Source organism: Symbiopectobacterium purcellii (assembly GCF_019797845.1).
GTDB lineage: Bacteria > Pseudomonadota > Gammaproteobacteria > Enterobacterales > Enterobacteriaceae > Symbiopectobacterium > Symbiopectobacterium purcellii.
This window is the reverse complement of record NZ_CP081864.1, coordinates 143,525-157,897: the sequence shown is the minus strand read 5'-3', so window position 1 is coordinate 157,897 and position 14,373 is coordinate 143,525. Positions and strand designations below refer to the sequence as shown.

The window sequence follows — 14,373 nt, the reverse complement described above, 5'->3', positions numbered from 1 at the left end:
TTATCTCCGGGTCTTGCCGTCAGAGGTAGCGAGCGCCGTGTACATCTCCGGGCGACGATCGCGGAACAGCCCCCAACTGGCGCGTTGAGCAGCAATTGCGTCCAGATCGAAGGTGTGCACCAGCACGGTTTCATCCGTTTTGTTTGCCTGTGCCAACAGCGCACCCGTTTGATCGGCAATGAAGGAGGAACCGTAGAAGGTCATTTCCAGCCCATCAATATATTTGCTTGCTTCAGTCCCAATACGGTTAGAGGCAATCACAGGCACCAGATTGGCGGCCGCGTGACCCTGCTGCACCCGCGTCCAATGCGGCTGGCTGTCGATATCCGGGTAAGCCGGTTCAGAACCGATAGCGGTCGGGTAGAAAATCAGCTCTGCGCCCTGCAACGCCAGGCTGCGCGCGGTTTCCGGGAACCACTGATCCCAGCAGATACCCACACCCACCTTGGCGTAACGGGTTTGCCACACCTTGAAGCCGGTATCGCCAGGGATAAAGAACTGTTTTTCCTGGTACGCTGGGCCATTGGGGATGTGAGTTTTACGATACACATCCAGCACGCTACCGTCGGCGTCAATCATCACCAGCGAGTTGTAGTAGGCGTTATTGGCGCGCTCAAACAAGCTCAGCGGCAATACCACCTCAAGCTCAGCCGCCAGTGCGGAGAAGTGTTTGATAAGCGGGCTGGTCTCCAGCGTTTGCGCCAGAGCATAGTGCTCAGGACTCTGATCGATACAGAAGTAAGGCGCGGCGAACAGTTCCTGAATCAGAATTATTTGAGCACCCTTGGCGTGCGCCTGTCGCACCAGTTTTTCGGCATTCTCAATATTCTTGGGCAGATCCCAGGAACACGCCATCTGCGTTGCGGCAACGGTCACTTTTGTCATGCGAAGACCTCTATTATCTCTCTATTACGCTGGCTCAACGCCAGCCCTACCCGTTTAAGTGTACGACCTATTATGGCTTACGCAGCACCCGCTGTACACGCGCCTGCTCCCAGCGCTGCCAACGATCGCGCAACCAAAATACCTTCACCGCCTCCAGCAACAGAAAACTGCCCCAGATCAGCAGTGGCCACAGGAACCAGTGGGAACCCGGCGATGTCATTCGGTTCACCACAAACAGCACCAGATTGACCACAACATAAATGACAAGCGAACGCCAGAAACGGCTCTCTTGCCGCACCTGACGTTTTGCTGCTTGCACGCGCCGTTCAAGCGATTCTCCGCTCAGGGTCTGCTCGCTCTCTTCCGTCATCAACTCGGTAACATTCACGCCAAACGCTGCGGCGATAGCGCCGAGCGTATCCAGACTGGCACGCTCACCATTCTCGATACGCTGAACGGTTCTGACACTCAAGGAGGAGAGTTCCGCCAGTTGCTCCTGGGACCAGGCGCGGGCAAGGCGTAGTGTTTTAATCGGATTGGTATTCATGGTTGTTTTCCTCATGGCTTTTTTTTCAAAGAACGAAACACAGCCCCAACCTACGCCCACGCATCTGCCGTGAACACGACAGCGACCTGACAGCAACCTGACACGCTCCCGACAGGCTACCGCATCAAGAAAACAACCACCCTGTCGTCATGCGGCGGGATGGCTTTTAGTGCGAAAGAACACAGACACCAGATTTAGAACAGCTTTCTTGCCGTCTCCAGCCAATCGAGTTTAAACGGACGCTTCATATTTTCGATGGCATCAATGATATCGTGGTGCACCATTTTTTCGTTCTGAATACCGACGCAGCGACCGCCATAGCCTTGCAGCAACAACTCAATGGCGTACGCCCCCATACGCGACGCCAGAATGCGGTCATAGGCTACCGGGGAGCCGCCGCGCTGAATGTGACCCAGTACGGTGGAACGCGTTTCACGCCCGGTTTCTCTTTCAATATAGCGCGCCAGTTCATCGATATCGCAGATGTGCTCAGTAATGGCGACGATGGCGTGTTTTTTCCCTTTAGCGATACCCGCTTTGATTTCACACACCAGATCTTCCGGTTTGAACGCTTCTTCCGGCAAGACAATGAACTCGCAGCCCCCGGCAATCGCCGCAGCCAGTGTCAAGTCGCCGCAGTGGCGGCCCATCACTTCCACGATGGAAATACGTTGGTGAGAAGAAGAGGTATCGCGTAAGCGGTCGATGGCTTCCAGTACGGTTTCCAGTGCGGTGAAATACCCAATGGTGTAGTCGGTCCCTGCCACGTCGTTATCAATGGTGCCCGGTAGACCGATACACGGGAAGCCCATTTCAGTCAGGCGCTTGGCACCCATATAAGAACCGTCACCGCCGATCACCACCAGCGCATCCAGACCACGGTTTTTCATGTTCTGTACCGCAACTTCACGCACCTGATCGTCGCGAAACTCGGGGAAACGCGCCGACCCTAAAAAAGTGCCGCCGCGATTGATAACATCAGACACGCTGTAGCGGTCCAACTGCTCCATGCGATCCTGGTACAAGCCCTGATAGCCATCATAGATACCGTAGACTTCCAAACCTTCCGTCAGCGCCGCGCGTACTACGCCGCGAATCGCCGCATTCATGCCTGGCGCATCGCCACCGCTCGTCAATACTCCGATTTTCTTGATCATGACAACCTCTGGACTTGTAGATGTAGTTTTGCAGGATGTTTCTATCTGACGGGCCGCCGTGGCGAACCGTCGCTCACCTTTTTAGGCATATTATAACAAATGTCCTGAGCTGAATTGATTCAGGTCAGGCAAAATAATGCCGCACAATCCATTTTCTATCACATTTCTCAAACAAATACAGGCTGGATCACACCTCGATGCGCCCACGCTGTTCTTCCGGTACGGCAGAAGAAGGGTCTTGATGGATCAGAATATCAGCACCGGGAAAACGCTCACGTAGCGCCTGTTCCAAACTGTCCGCAACCTCATGTGCCCGAACCAGCGGCAGCGCATCATCCATTTCCAGATGCAGTTGAATAAAACGGGTAGGCCCTGAACGCCGGGTACGCAGTTGATGTGCGCCATGAATGCCCGGCCAGCCACGAATCAGCGCAACAATGGCCTGCTGCTCTTCTTCTGGCAGCGCGCGATCCAGCAGCGATTGCACTGCGTCATAACCGATGCGCAGCGCGCTGTAGAGAATATAAACCCCGATCCCCAACGCAAACAGGGCATCGGCATAAGTGATACCGCGCCAGCTCAACACCAGCGCCACCAGAATGGCACCGTTCATAAACACATCGGACTGATAGTGCAATGAATCGGCGCGTATCGCCTGACTCTGGGTTTTGCGTACCACCCAGCGTTGAAACGTCACCAGCAGCAGCGTTGACACCAGAGCAATCACTGTGATGACAATCCCCACCTCTGGCGCATACAGCGGCTGCGGCGCACCGAGCCGTTGGAACCCGGTCAAGATAAGGAACAGCGCGGAACCGGCAATGAACATGCCCTGGGCAATGGCAGCCAGTGACTCTGCTTTGCCATGACCGAAAGCATGCTCATCATCAGCGGGTTGGAGGGCATAACGCACGGCCAGCAGGTTCACCAGCGACGCGCTGATATCCACCAGTGAATCCACCAACGAGGCCAGTAAACTGACCGAACCGGTGTACCACCAGGCGAAGACTTTAATGATAAATAGCAGCAGCGCCACGGTTGTCGCAACCACTGCGGCGCGCGTTACCCAATGCGCATACTGCGAATCCATCACGCACCTCGCCTCAACAAAACCGACTATCCCATCATGACATTACTTCATGACAGCATGGCTAAACACCAGCGCATAGCGCCGAAAGATGAACAGGCCCCACAGCAGCGCAATACCGCCCAGCGCGGCCCCGACAAAACCAATCTCGTTCATGCCGACATGCGTGATGATCTGGTTACCCAACAGCGCACCGCCGCCGATACCCACATTATAGATGCCGGAGAACAATGCCATAGCAACATCCGTGGCATCGGAGGCCAGCGTCAGGACTTTCACCTGCATACCAAGGCTCAGCGCCATGATAACGATGCCCCACAGCACGCAGACAATGGACAATCCCAATGGATTTTTTGCCATTGGCAGCAACAGCGCCATGCACAACGGCAACGCCGCGATGCTCGCCATCAGAAAACCCATCGGATAGCGGTTGCTGTAGCGGCTGAAGAGCATGCTGCCGATGATACCGGCACCGCCAAAAATCAGCAGCAATACGGTGGTGAAGTTTTCGCTTAATCCAGCGACCCGCTGCACAAAAGGTTCGATATAGCTGTAAGCGGTAAAATGGGCGGTCACTACCAGCACCGTCAGCGCATAAATGCACAGCAACGCCGGGCGTTTGAGCAGCAATGGCAGACTTTTCAGTGAACCGGAATGGCTGCTGGGTAGCGGAGGCAACAGCTTCATTAACACTAACAGAATCGCAACGGCCACCACGCCAATGCCACTAAAGGTGACGCGCCACCCCATATACTGCCCGATCAGTCGGCCGAGCGGCAGGCCCAGTACCATTGCCAGTGCGGTGCCGGTTGCCAACAAGCTCAGCGCCTGCGCTTTCTTGCCCGGAGGTGCCAAACGCACAGCCAACGATGCCGTGATTGACCAGAAGATGGCATGTGCCAGCGCTACACCGATACGCGCCGCTACCAACACCCAGAAATTCCAGGCCAAACCGGAAATGATGTTGCACACCGCAAACAGGATAAATACCTTGATCAGCAACCCTCGCCGTTCCATATCACTGCACACCAGCATAAAGGGCAACGACATGGTGCCCACTACCCAGGCATAAATCGTGATAATCAATCCCACCTGTGCGGCGCTCATCGAAAAACTGGCGGCGATATCGGACAACAAAGCAACGGGCGTAAATTCAGCGGTATTAAAAATAAAGGCCGCCATAGCGAGGCTGATAACACGAAACCATGCTATCGAACGGGATGAAAGGGTCATGGGCTGCACACTACCAGATATCAACAACGTAGAAAGAAAATCGACAGCGCGTCGCGCCGCTGGGAGGGGCATCGAACGCTGTACGCGAGTAGAAAGGGGGCAAGCTACACCAAAGACAGAGCCGACCCCACCAAAATCTGCAAAGCAGATCACATTTTACGCTGAATCGAGGTGGGCTGTGGTACTTTTTTTAGGCAGTTAATCGACGAACAGCGCCAATTTTAGGTGTCAACTCAGGCGTAATCACTGAGCAGAGGGATGAATTTACTGGTTTTATCTGGCATTTCGCTCCCTAACACCCCACTGTTTTTGAAAGCCTTTTCCTAAAAAACAGCAAAAAAAAGCCCGTCATCATGACGGGCAAAAGACAGGGATGGTGTCTATGGCAAGGAAATCAACTTCTTACTACTCTCACTACACACTACTCACTACAGGGTTACTCAGGGATTCGGTTCACTGTTCAGCGCCCCAAAGGGGGGACATGGATGCTTCAGCCTGGGATAACTGCTGCCGCATCTCGTTCATTCGCTGTTGATATCGCTGTTCAAGAACTAATTTTTGGTCTGAATTCAGCAAGTTATACATTTAATTTCGCACGCGTGTCATTTCTATCTGGCGCTCAACCTGCACTTGCATCATCTGCGAAATCTGTTTTCTGACGGCCGCTTCATCAAATTTCTCAGCGGTCACCAAAGTGTGCATTTTTTCTATATCATTTAAGTGCAGCACGGGCGCGTCTTGCCTTGCCTGTTGCATCAGGTCACGCAGGTGTTGACGCTGTTGCTCCGTCAGTTTCACACCGTCAAACAGACCGCGCTGACTGATGGCGTTTCGCAAGGCTGCATCGCCATGGTGCCAACTGGGTAGTGACGCACTATCGCTATCGGCTACTGATACGTTAACGACACCGAACATCAGCAATGAAATGAGAGAGATTTTTATGCGCCGTAGCATCATCACCCCCCGGTATAATGCGCCAATCTGTGAATCAATGAACACAAGTCTAAACACCTTGCTGCAAACATGCGTCAGAGGATGTAAAACTACGTAAAGTCATGGAATAGCGTCGATCTATGACGTATTTTGCCCCTGGAGGTAGCCTAATCATGAACAAGATTCTGTTGGTGGATGACGACAAAGAACTCACCGCTTTGTTGAAAGAGTTGCTCGAAATGGAAGGCTTTAACGTTGTCGTTGCCCACGATGGCGAACAGGCATTAAACGTATTGGACAGTACGGTAGATTTGCTGCTGTTGGACGTCATGATGCCGAAGAAAAACGGCATCGACACCTTGAAAGAGGTGCGGCAGCAGCATCAGACGCCCGTCATCATGCTAACCGCACGCGGTAGCGAACTGGATCGCGTTCTGGGGCTGGAACTGGGGGCAGATGACTATCTGCCTAAACCGTTTAACGATCGTGAACTGGTGGCCCGCATTCGCGCCATTTTACGCCGCTCATCGTGGACTGAGCAGCAGCAGACCACGGATAACGGTTCACCGACCGTTGAAGTGGACGGTCTGCGCCTCAATCCGGGGCGCCAGGAAGCGAGCTTCGACACCGAAGTGCTGGATCTCACTGGCACCGAGTTTACGCTGCTCTACCTGCTGGCGCAGCGGTTGGGACAAGTGGTATCGCGCGAACATCTCAGTCAGGAAGTGCTGGGTAAACGTCTGACGCCGTTCGATCGTGCGATAGACATGCACATTTCCAACCTGCGACGTAAACTGCCGGAACGTAAAGACGGACAACCCTGGTTTAAGACGCTGCGCGGACGTGGTTATTTAATGGTATCAACAAGTTAAGATAGGTATCTGCGGCATGATCGACAGTTTGACTTCGCGCATTTTCGCCATTTTTTGGCTGACGCTGGCGTTGGTGCTAATGCAGGTGCTGATGTTGCCCAAGCTGGACTCACGCCAGATGACGGCGCTGCTGGAAAATGAGTATCGTCAGGGCGTGATGCTGGAGCAGCATATCGAAGCCGATCTTGCCGCCGATCCGCCCAACGATCTGTTTTGGTGGCGACGCCTGTTTCGCGTGATCGAAAAATGGTCACCGCCGGGGCAGCGTCTGGTTTTCGTCACAAGCGAAGGGCGCATTTTCGGTACGCTGCAAAAAACCGAAATGCAGATTGTGCGTAACTTTATCGGCCAGTCCGATAATGCCGACCATCCGCAGAAGAAAAATTATGGCCGGCTCGAGCTGCTTGGGCCGTTTTCCGTGCGCGACGGTGAGGATAATTACCAGGTTTACCTGCTCCGCATGGCGAACAGCCCGCAGTCCGATTTTATCAATTTGCTGCTGGACCGCCCGCTGCTGTTACTGATTGTCACCATGCTTATCAGCACACCGCTGCTGCTCTGGCTGGCCTGGAGTCTGGCAAAACCGGCGCGTAAGCTGAAAATAGCCGCCGATGAAGTGGCGCAAGGCAACCTGCGCCAGCACCCCGAGCTGGAAGCAGGGCCGCAAGAATTTCTTGCCACGGGCGTCAGCTTTAACCAAATGGTCAGCGCGCTGGAACGCATGGTGACCGCGCAGCAACGTCTGCTTTCTGATATTTCCCATGAGCTGCGTACACCGCTGACACGTTTGCAATTGGCTTCCGCGTTACTGCGTCGTCGCCAGGGCGAAAACAACGAGTTGAACCGCATTGAAACCGAAACGCAGCGGCTGGACAGCATGATCAACGATCTGTTGGTATTATCGCGTAACCAGCACAAGAACGAGCTGGGGCGTGAATATATCCGTGCCGATGAACTGTGGGGAGACGTGCTGGACGATGCCCGTTTTGAAGCCGAGCAAATGGGTAAAACGCTGGACGTGCCCTATCCACCTGGCCCCTGGCCGCTGTTCGGTAACCGTTCTGCACTGGAAAGCGCCTTCGAAAACGTGGTGCGCAACGCCCTGCGTTACTCAAACACGCATATCAGCGTCGCCTTTGCCGTTGATAATCAAGGGATCACCATTAACGTTGACGATGATGGCCCCGGCGTTAACCCTGAAGATCGCGAGCAAATCTTCCGTCCGTTCTATCGCACCGATGAAGCGCGCGATCGGGCATCGGGCGGCACGGGGTTAGGGTTGGCGATTGTGGAGAATGCGATTACGCAACATAAAGGCTGGGTTAAAGCAGGAGACAGCCCGTTAGGGGGGTTGCGTCTGACCATCTGGCTGCCGCTGAACGAACGCTAAGCACAAAACAACGACCTGGGGTGCGGCGCGTATGCGCCGCCCCGCTAGCGCATACGCTGAATGACTTGCAGCAGTTCTGCTATCGCGTCTTCCCCGCCATCGTCCAATACCGCCTTACGCACGCAACCGTTGGTGTGATCGGCCAGCAATTGGTTGGCGACAGCGTTAAGGGCGGAACGCGCCGCAGAAATCTGGTTAAGGATATCAACGCAATAACGGTCTTGCTCGATCATCTGACCGATGCCGTTCACCTGACCGTTGATCCGGTTGAGCCGGTTGAGCAGCGCTTTCTTACGCGGCTGAACCACACGGCGAACGCCCGGTTCATCGGCAGAATTGGCCGCTTCCGTGGCAGCGGCACAAAACTCGCATTTACGCGACGACGTCAAAGCCGAGTCCTTCGACAGTGTCGCGGAAGACGTCTGGGTTGGCTTTTTCTGTCTCATTGTACTCCACGTTTACCAGACCGGTTTCCAGCGTGACCTGCACACCCTGAACCCCATTGAGCGCTTCCAGCGCGTTCTTGACCTTACTGGCGCAGCCGCCGCAGGACATACCTTGGACGTTGATTGTAGCATAGGACATAAAATACTCTCCATTTCACATTGTGTGACACCGGGCGGAGCCGGAAGGCTCAGAATATCAGTCGCGCCGGGTCGGTTTCCAATGACGTAACAGCAGTGAATTGCTCAGCACTGAAATCGAACTGAGCGCCATGGCACTCCCGGCAATAACCGGATTCAGTAACGACAACGCCGCCAGCGGAATGCCCAGCACGTTGTAGAAAAACGCAAAAAACAGATTCTGTTTCACCTTGCCAAGCGTCGCACGCGACAGGCTGATGGCATCCAGCAGGCTATCAAGACGGTTACGCATCAGCACCACATCCGCCGTATCCAGCGCAATGTCCGAGCCCGCGCCAATGGCGAAGCCCACATCCGCCGCCGCCAATGCAGGCGCATCATTGATACCGTCGCCCACCATACCGACACAGCGTCCACTGGCCTGAAGGCGCTGTATCTCCGCCGCCTTGTGTTCCGGCAACACCTGAGCCACCACGTTGGTGATCCCCACCTGTTTGGCGATTACCGCCGCGGCACGGGGATTGTCTCCCGTCAACATCATGACCTCGATGCCTTGATGTTGCAGGTCGGCGATCGCAGTGCGTGCATCGTCGCGCACCTTATCTGCCAGCGCAATGTACCCCAGCAGAAGGCCAGCGCGCGCCACAGCAATCACCGTTTTTCCCTGTGCTTCCAGTGTGGCAATCTGCGCCTGATCGAGCGCGATGTCATTTTCATCCAGAAAACGCGGTGACCCCAACAGCCAGGTTTCACCGGCGACGTCACCTTTTACTCCCCGGCCAATCACCGCCTGAAACGCACTCACCTCGACGGCTTCCACACCGGCATCCCGCGCATGCTGTACCAGCGCTTGTCCGAGCGGGTGCTCAGAATGCTGTTCCAGAGAAAGCGCGACACGCAGCAACTCGGCGTCGGCCACCGCAGCGTCTGGCAGTACGTCGCTGACCGAAGGTTTACCTTCCGTGATGGTGCCCGTTTTATCCAACACCAGCACTTGCAAGCGCTGTACTTGCTCTAACGCATTGGCATTGCGGAACAAGATACCGGCACGCGCCCCCTGCCCGGTACCCACCATTATCGCCGTCGGCGTCGCCAACCCGAGTGCACAAGGACAGGCAATCACCAACACCGCCACCGCACTCACCAAACTGGAGGCCAAATCCCCGCTGATAAACCAGTGTGTCAACCAGGTCAGCAGCGCGATGGCAACCACCACCGGCACAAACACCGATGAAATTTTATCCGCCAGACGCTGTACCGCTGCTTTAGAACCCTGTGCATCTTCTACCATGCGAATAATGCGTGCCAGTGCCGTATTGCTCCCCACACCGGTGGCTTTGACGCGCAGCATGCCGCTTTGATTTAGCGTCGCACCAAACACCTCGGCACCCACCGCTTTCACCACTGGCACACTTTCACCGGTGAGCATCGATTCATTGACCTCTGAGAGACCATCAAGAATGACGCCGTCGACAGGAATACTCTCACCGGGACGCACCACAAAGATATCGCCACTGTGCAGACTGGCCACATCGCGATCCACAATCTCACCGTCCATTTCCACATGGGCGATGGGCGGTTGCAGGTTGAGCAAGCCTTCAATGGCGGCACCGGTTTTGGTTTTCGCTCTGCTTTCCAGCAGCTTACCCAACAGCACCAGCGTAATGATCGCGGCGCTGGCTTCAAAATAGAGGTGACCGTGCGGCGTGGTCAGTAATGTAAACAGACTGAACAGATAGGCTACGCTGGTCCCCAGTGTGACTAGGACGTCCATGTTGGAAGTGCCGCTGCGTAATGCGCTCCAGGCGCGGCGGTAGAAATGACGTCCGCTCCAGAACTGCACCGGCGTGGCCAACAAGGCTTGCAGCCAACCGGGCAGCAGATGCCCACTGCCGAAAAACATCCCGACCATTTCCGCCATCAGCGGCACAGTGAGCACAGCCGCAATCAGAAACTCGCGGCGTTCGCGCTGCCAGGCACGTTCGCGCCGTTCGCGTTCCTCACCGCGCTGGCCGCCCTCGACCACATGAGCCTGAAAGCCACCTTGCTCAATCGCGCGCACCATCTGTTCCGGGCTAACCACGCCGGGACGATAGCGCACACTGGCTCGGCTGCTGGCAAACAGTACCGTCGCATGTACATCCGGCAGGGCTTCGAGTGCCGCCTGAATACGTTCGGCACAGCGCTCGCTGCTCATGCCAGAGAGTTCCAACGTGAGATTCTGCTCCACCACGTCAAAACCGACTTTATGAATCGCCGCGACCACATCCTGCACCGTACTGCTTTCCCCTTGCAGCCGGACACGCGCACGCTCGCTGGCGAAATTAACGTTGGCTTCCACCCCCGGCAAGCGGTTCAACACACGCTCAAGGCGTACTGCACAGGCCGCGCAGGACATGCAGCTAATGGGAAGGTGCAATGAGAGAGGATCGCTAGCATTAGTCATTTCGTTGTTATCCTTAGACTTTCCGTTAAAAGGCGTCGATATCAGCCTTGTCGGTGAGGGGATAACACTCCCCCTGATTTCGCTAACAATATACCCCATACGGGTATATTGTTAGCGAAATAGTGCTAAATATGTTTATACCCTAAATAATTCGAGTTGCAGGAAGGCGGTACGTTCAGTCCCATCACGCCAGCGGACAGAGGCAAACCATCACAGAACACAGAAGCCTGTCGTGACTCGAATTTCAGTCATCTGCCTGTTGTGTTTTGCTGCTCCTTCAGTAGAGTGAGCGGTATTTCCCGCTATTTATCAGGGCAGTCAGTTTGAGTAACGTGTGGTGCGACCGCGTTGCTCCTTGTCCGTCAAACAGGAAGTGATAATGAAAGGTGTTTCCTTATTGGCTGGCGCACTTGCACTTCTTTTCAGCGGCCAAGCGTTAAGTTCAGGTGATGATGTATGCGGATTTTCCGATGCCGAATGCGGCATTGCGGCGCTGCCTTATCTGGAGCCCAATAACGACACCCGCGTCAATCTGATCCTGCTGCAAAGCAGCCGCCACCATTTGGCCCTTCCACTGCCACAGCCATTGCCCGATCAGACACGAACCCGTGTGAACCCGTTTACCGCCTATCGCGTTATGGGGCTGACGGCCAGTGAGAGCAGCGAGGACGACACCACGGCAGACAGTCTGAATCAACCCTCACCGCTGGCAGCCAAAGCCAAACAGCTAAACCTTCCTCCCGAGGTGCAAGCGCAGATGGATACGCTGGCGCCGGAAGAGAACGAAGGCCGTCACATTTCCAACGATATCAGCGCAGTCGAAGCCTTTTTTGATGTACTGCTGGCAGATACCCAACTCACCGAACCACAGCGCATCGCGTTGGCACAAGCCCGTATCAACATGCTCTCTTCCGCTACCACCTTAGCCACCATGACCCGCGATCTCGCGACGCTGCCTGCGGATGGCCATGTCGGAGAGCTCAAGCAGTATTTGATTAACGCGGTGGCCTTTTATCAGGGCCTGTTTGAACAGGCCAACAGTGGCTTTCAATCGCTCACCACGGCCAACCAGCCGTGGGTGGCCGAAACCGCACGCTACATGTTGATTCGCGTCTCGCTGAATCAAGCCATGGAAAATGCGCTGGATGAATACAACATGTTCAATGTCGATAAGGCGGACAAAGAGCAAGGTCGTCGCGCGGTCGAACGTATTGACGCCTATCTGCAAGCCTACCCGAAGGGCCGCTATGCCGATTCTGCCCGTGGCCTTTATCGACGCGCCTACTGGGTGATCGGCGATGAAAATGCCTTGTCGGCACGCTATCAGCGCGTGATTGCCGCGCAGAAAGATCTGGATGCGTTGCAGACCATCAATAACGAAATCGACAATAAATTGCTGGAAAGCAGCAGCTTTATTCAGACGCCAGACGCACCGTTGCTGATGCTGGTGCAAGATCTGAAACGGCTGCGCAGTGATAAAGGCTGGATGCAGTGGCCTGCGTTGTCAGAAGCCGAACTGATCGCCCAGCAGGCGATGTTTGACGATGCCGGTATGCAGCAGCAGTATCGCTACCTGCACGCCGCCTTCCACTATTATCAGCAGCGGGATGCGGTGGCCACGCTGGCGTTGATTCCCGAAGAAACGGGCAAGGATCTGACGGACACCACCCATTTCAGCCTCCAGGTACTGCGCGGTTTGGCGCTGGAGGCCGAACACGGCTGGCAAGCGGCAGAAACGCACTGGCGGCACCTGCTGACGTTGAAAACCAACGAAACGCAGCAGCAGTATCTGCAACTGTCGCTGGCAGAAACGCTGGTCAAAGCAGGCCACCCCGAGGCTATTTTTGCACCTGACAGCCCGGTTAAAAATCTGCGTTTTCGCTCAGCGGTGCTGAAAAGCGCTGCCAATGCCGACCTGCTGCGCCAACAAACCGGCGAACAACAGACCCATGAAGAACGCGCCGTGGCACTGCACACGCTGCTGACCCAATCGCTGGTACACCGTGACTATGCGGCCTATCTCAAAGACAGCGAGCTGTTACGCACCATTGCGCCGTTGAAAAGCGCAGAAAACGCCAGTTGGAATATGGAAGACCTCACCGCGTTCACCTGGGATGGCAGCGATACCGAAGAGGGGTATCAATGCCCGGCGCTGACCACGGTGGTATCCACGTTAAATAAACGGCCGAATGACGCTCACGCCACCAATTGTCTGGGGGAATTCTTTTTCCGTACGGGCAATGAAGTTGGGTTCGATTGGGGTGAGAGCAATCAGTTGGAAGCCTTAACCAACACACCCAGCCAATTCAACGGGAAAGCCTATTCCCGGTTGGATGCCTACCTGAAAGTGATTGCCGATCCGCAGGCGCCGCCGGAAGACAAAAGCTACGCGCTTTATCGCGCCATCTACTGCTATGCACCCAGTGGCATGAACGATTGCGGCACACAAGAGATCAGCAAGGCAACGCGCAAAGCCTGGTTCACCCAGTTAAAAACTGAATTCAAAGGCAGCCAATGGGCCACGCAGCTCAAATATTATTGGTAGTCGCCTGCGTTCTGTTCACGAACCTCGCCCATGCTGAACGCGTCAACGCCGCCCATTATCAGGATTTCTGGTTATGGGCGGCCGTCAAACCACAACCGGTGCTGCATCAGGGTGAAATCGCCCGCCGTCAGGGGAAAACCGTGTTTTTACGTCAAGGATTACCGGCCAGCACGCTGCGGGTAGACAACCTGTGGCTCTCCTACCGCATTACCATGTTGGATCTTTCGGATAAACATCTGAACCGGATGCTGAAAGCGCAGGCGCGCTGGCGCGCATTGGGTAACCAGGTGAACGGTATCCAGATCGATTTTGATGCCCGTAGCTACCAGTTGGCTCGCTACGTGAAATTTCTGCAAACCCTACGCCAGCGTTTACCCGCCGATACACAGCTCAGCGTCACCGGTCTGTTAGACTGGGCCAAAACCGGGGATGTCGGCACGCTTAACCGGCTGGGCGGCGTTATCGATGAATTGGTGGTACAAACTTATCAGGGCCGATCGACGGTGACGCGCTATGCGGAATATCTGCCCGCCCTGATGAAACTGCAAATTCCCTTCCGCCTCGGCCTGGTACAGCACGGGCAATGGGACGAACGCTGGCAGCGTCGTTTGGCCGCCTCGGCGTATTACCGTGGCAACGTGGTGTTTCTCGTCAATCCGCCGCCAGAAAGAGCCGTGTTCAGTAAATAGCAGCG

13 protein-coding genes are annotated in these 14,373 nt (G+C 55.2%); 4 read left to right on the top strand and 9 right to left on the bottom strand.

The genetic code is table 11. The features are described from left to right. The 6 genes from aguB to K6K13_RS00680 all read right to left on the bottom strand — a co-directional run bounded on the left by aguB (position 1) and on the right by K6K13_RS00680 (position 5,908). Positions 1-885, bottom strand: a complete 885-nt coding sequence (aguB, locus tag K6K13_RS00705; RefSeq protein ID WP_222159122.1) for an N-carbamoylputrescine amidase — start codon at positions 883-885, stop codon at positions 1-3. A 70-nt stretch (positions 886-955) separates the two neighbouring features. Further along, positions 956-1,432 carry a 2TM domain-containing protein gene (locus K6K13_RS00700; RefSeq protein ID WP_222159121.1) on the bottom strand — a complete coding sequence of 159 codons (477 nt, stop codon included), beginning with the start codon at positions 1,430-1,432 and terminating at the stop codon, positions 956-958. Between the two features lie 194 nt (positions 1,433-1,626). Continuing rightward, a complete protein-coding gene (pfkA, locus tag K6K13_RS00695) occupies positions 1,627-2,589 on the bottom strand; it encodes a 6-phosphofructokinase (protein WP_222159120.1) in 963 nt (320 codons plus the stop codon). 187 nt (positions 2,590-2,776) lie between these two features. Next, positions 2,777-3,679 (bottom strand): CDF family cation-efflux transporter FieF, encoded by a 903-nt coding sequence (fieF, locus tag K6K13_RS00690; protein ID WP_222160916.1) that lies wholly within the window; start codon positions 3,677-3,679, stop codon positions 2,777-2,779. Between the two features lie 42 nt (positions 3,680-3,721). Further along, positions 3,722-4,909, bottom strand: a complete 1,188-nt coding sequence (locus K6K13_RS00685; protein ID WP_222159119.1) for a sugar transporter — start codon at positions 4,907-4,909, stop codon at positions 3,722-3,724. Between the two features lie 585 nt (positions 4,910-5,494). Then, on the bottom strand, positions 5,495-5,908 hold the full coding sequence (locus K6K13_RS00680; protein ID WP_252120382.1) for a Spy/CpxP family protein refolding chaperone: 414 nt from the start codon (positions 5,906-5,908) through the stop codon (positions 5,495-5,497). A gap of 107 nt (positions 5,909-6,015) precedes the next feature. Here K6K13_RS00680 and cpxR point away from each other — a divergent pair, with 107 nt between their 5' ends. Together cpxR and cpxA are read left to right on the top strand one after the other, a co-directional pair. Next, positions 6,016-6,714: an envelope stress response regulator transcription factor CpxR gene (gene cpxR / locus K6K13_RS00675; RefSeq protein WP_222159118.1), complete on the top strand. Its 699-nt coding sequence runs from the start codon at positions 6,016-6,018 to the stop codon at positions 6,712-6,714. Between the two features lie 16 nt (positions 6,715-6,730). Next, a complete protein-coding gene (gene cpxA, locus K6K13_RS00670; RefSeq protein WP_222159117.1) occupies positions 6,731-8,104 on the top strand; it encodes an envelope stress sensor histidine kinase CpxA in 1,374 nt (457 codons plus the stop codon). Between the two features lie 44 nt (positions 8,105-8,148). Here cpxA and K6K13_RS00665 read toward each other — a convergent pair whose 3' ends face one another. Genes K6K13_RS00665 through K6K13_RS00655 form a run of 3 tightly spaced genes read right to left on the bottom strand, consistent with a single transcriptional unit; the run spans position 8,149 to position 11,134 of the window. Then, the gene (locus tag K6K13_RS00665; protein ID WP_252120381.1) at positions 8,149-8,493 is read right to left on the bottom strand and encodes a metal-sensitive transcriptional regulator; all 345 of its coding nucleotides are present in this window, start codon (positions 8,491-8,493) and stop codon (positions 8,149-8,151) included. Continuing rightward, positions 8,477-8,689 carry a heavy-metal-associated domain-containing protein gene (locus K6K13_RS00660; protein WP_195313109.1) on the bottom strand — a complete coding sequence of 71 codons (213 nt, stop codon included), beginning with the start codon at positions 8,687-8,689 and terminating at the stop codon, positions 8,477-8,479. The genes K6K13_RS00665 and K6K13_RS00660 overlap by 17 nt, the downstream gene beginning before the upstream one ends. Positions 8,690-8,746: 57 nt before the next feature. After that, positions 8,747-11,134, bottom strand: coding sequence for a heavy metal translocating P-type ATPase (locus K6K13_RS00655; RefSeq protein ID WP_222159115.1), 2,388 nt, complete (start codon positions 11,132-11,134; stop codon positions 8,747-8,749). A 379-nt stretch (positions 11,135-11,513) separates the two neighbouring features. On the opposite strand from K6K13_RS00655, the gene K6K13_RS00650 reads away from it, so the two are divergent. Then, complete coding sequence (locus tag K6K13_RS00650) at positions 11,514-13,679, top strand: PA5441 family protein (RefSeq protein ID WP_222159114.1); 2,166 nt, start codon at positions 11,514-11,516, stop codon at positions 13,677-13,679. After that, a complete protein-coding gene (locus K6K13_RS00645) occupies positions 13,649-14,368 on the top strand; it encodes a DUF3142 domain-containing protein (protein ID WP_222159113.1) in 720 nt (239 codons plus the stop codon). The genes K6K13_RS00650 and K6K13_RS00645 overlap by 31 nt, the downstream gene beginning before the upstream one ends. Positions 14,369-14,373: the final 5 nt, after the last annotated feature.

Coding starts and splice junctions, on each gene's coding strand:
- aguB (WP_222159122.1), bottom strand. CDS start 885: ATGACAAAAGTGACCGTTGCCGCAACGCAGATGGCGTGTTCCTGGGAT.
- K6K13_RS00700 (WP_222159121.1), bottom strand. CDS start 1,432: ATGAATACCAATCCGATTAAAACACTACGCCTTGCCCGCGCCTGGTCC.
- pfkA (WP_222159120.1), bottom strand. CDS start 2,589: ATGATCAAGAAAATCGGAGTATTGACGAGCGGTGGCGATGCGCCAGGC.
- fieF (WP_222160916.1), bottom strand. CDS start 3,679: ATGGATTCGCAGTATGCGCATTGGGTAACGCGCGCCGCAGTGGTTGCG.
- K6K13_RS00685 (WP_222159119.1), bottom strand. CDS start 4,909: ATGACCCTTTCATCCCGTTCGATAGCATGGTTTCGTGTTATCAGCCTC.
- cpxR (WP_222159118.1), top strand. CDS start 6,016: ATGAACAAGATTCTGTTGGTGGATGACGACAAAGAACTCACCGCTTTG.
- cpxA (WP_222159117.1), top strand. CDS start 6,731: ATGATCGACAGTTTGACTTCGCGCATTTTCGCCATTTTTTGGCTGACG.
- K6K13_RS00660 (WP_195313109.1), bottom strand. CDS start 8,689: ATGTCCTATGCTACAATCAACGTCCAAGGTATGTCCTGCGGCGGCTGC.
- K6K13_RS00655 (WP_222159115.1), bottom strand. CDS start 11,134: ATGACTAATGCTAGCGATCCTCTCTCATTGCACCTTCCCATTAGCTGC.
- K6K13_RS00650 (WP_222159114.1), top strand. CDS start 11,514: ATGAAAGGTGTTTCCTTATTGGCTGGCGCACTTGCACTTCTTTTCAGC.
- K6K13_RS00645 (WP_222159113.1), top strand. CDS start 13,649: ATGGGCCACGCAGCTCAAATATTATTGGTAGTCGCCTGCGTTCTGTTC.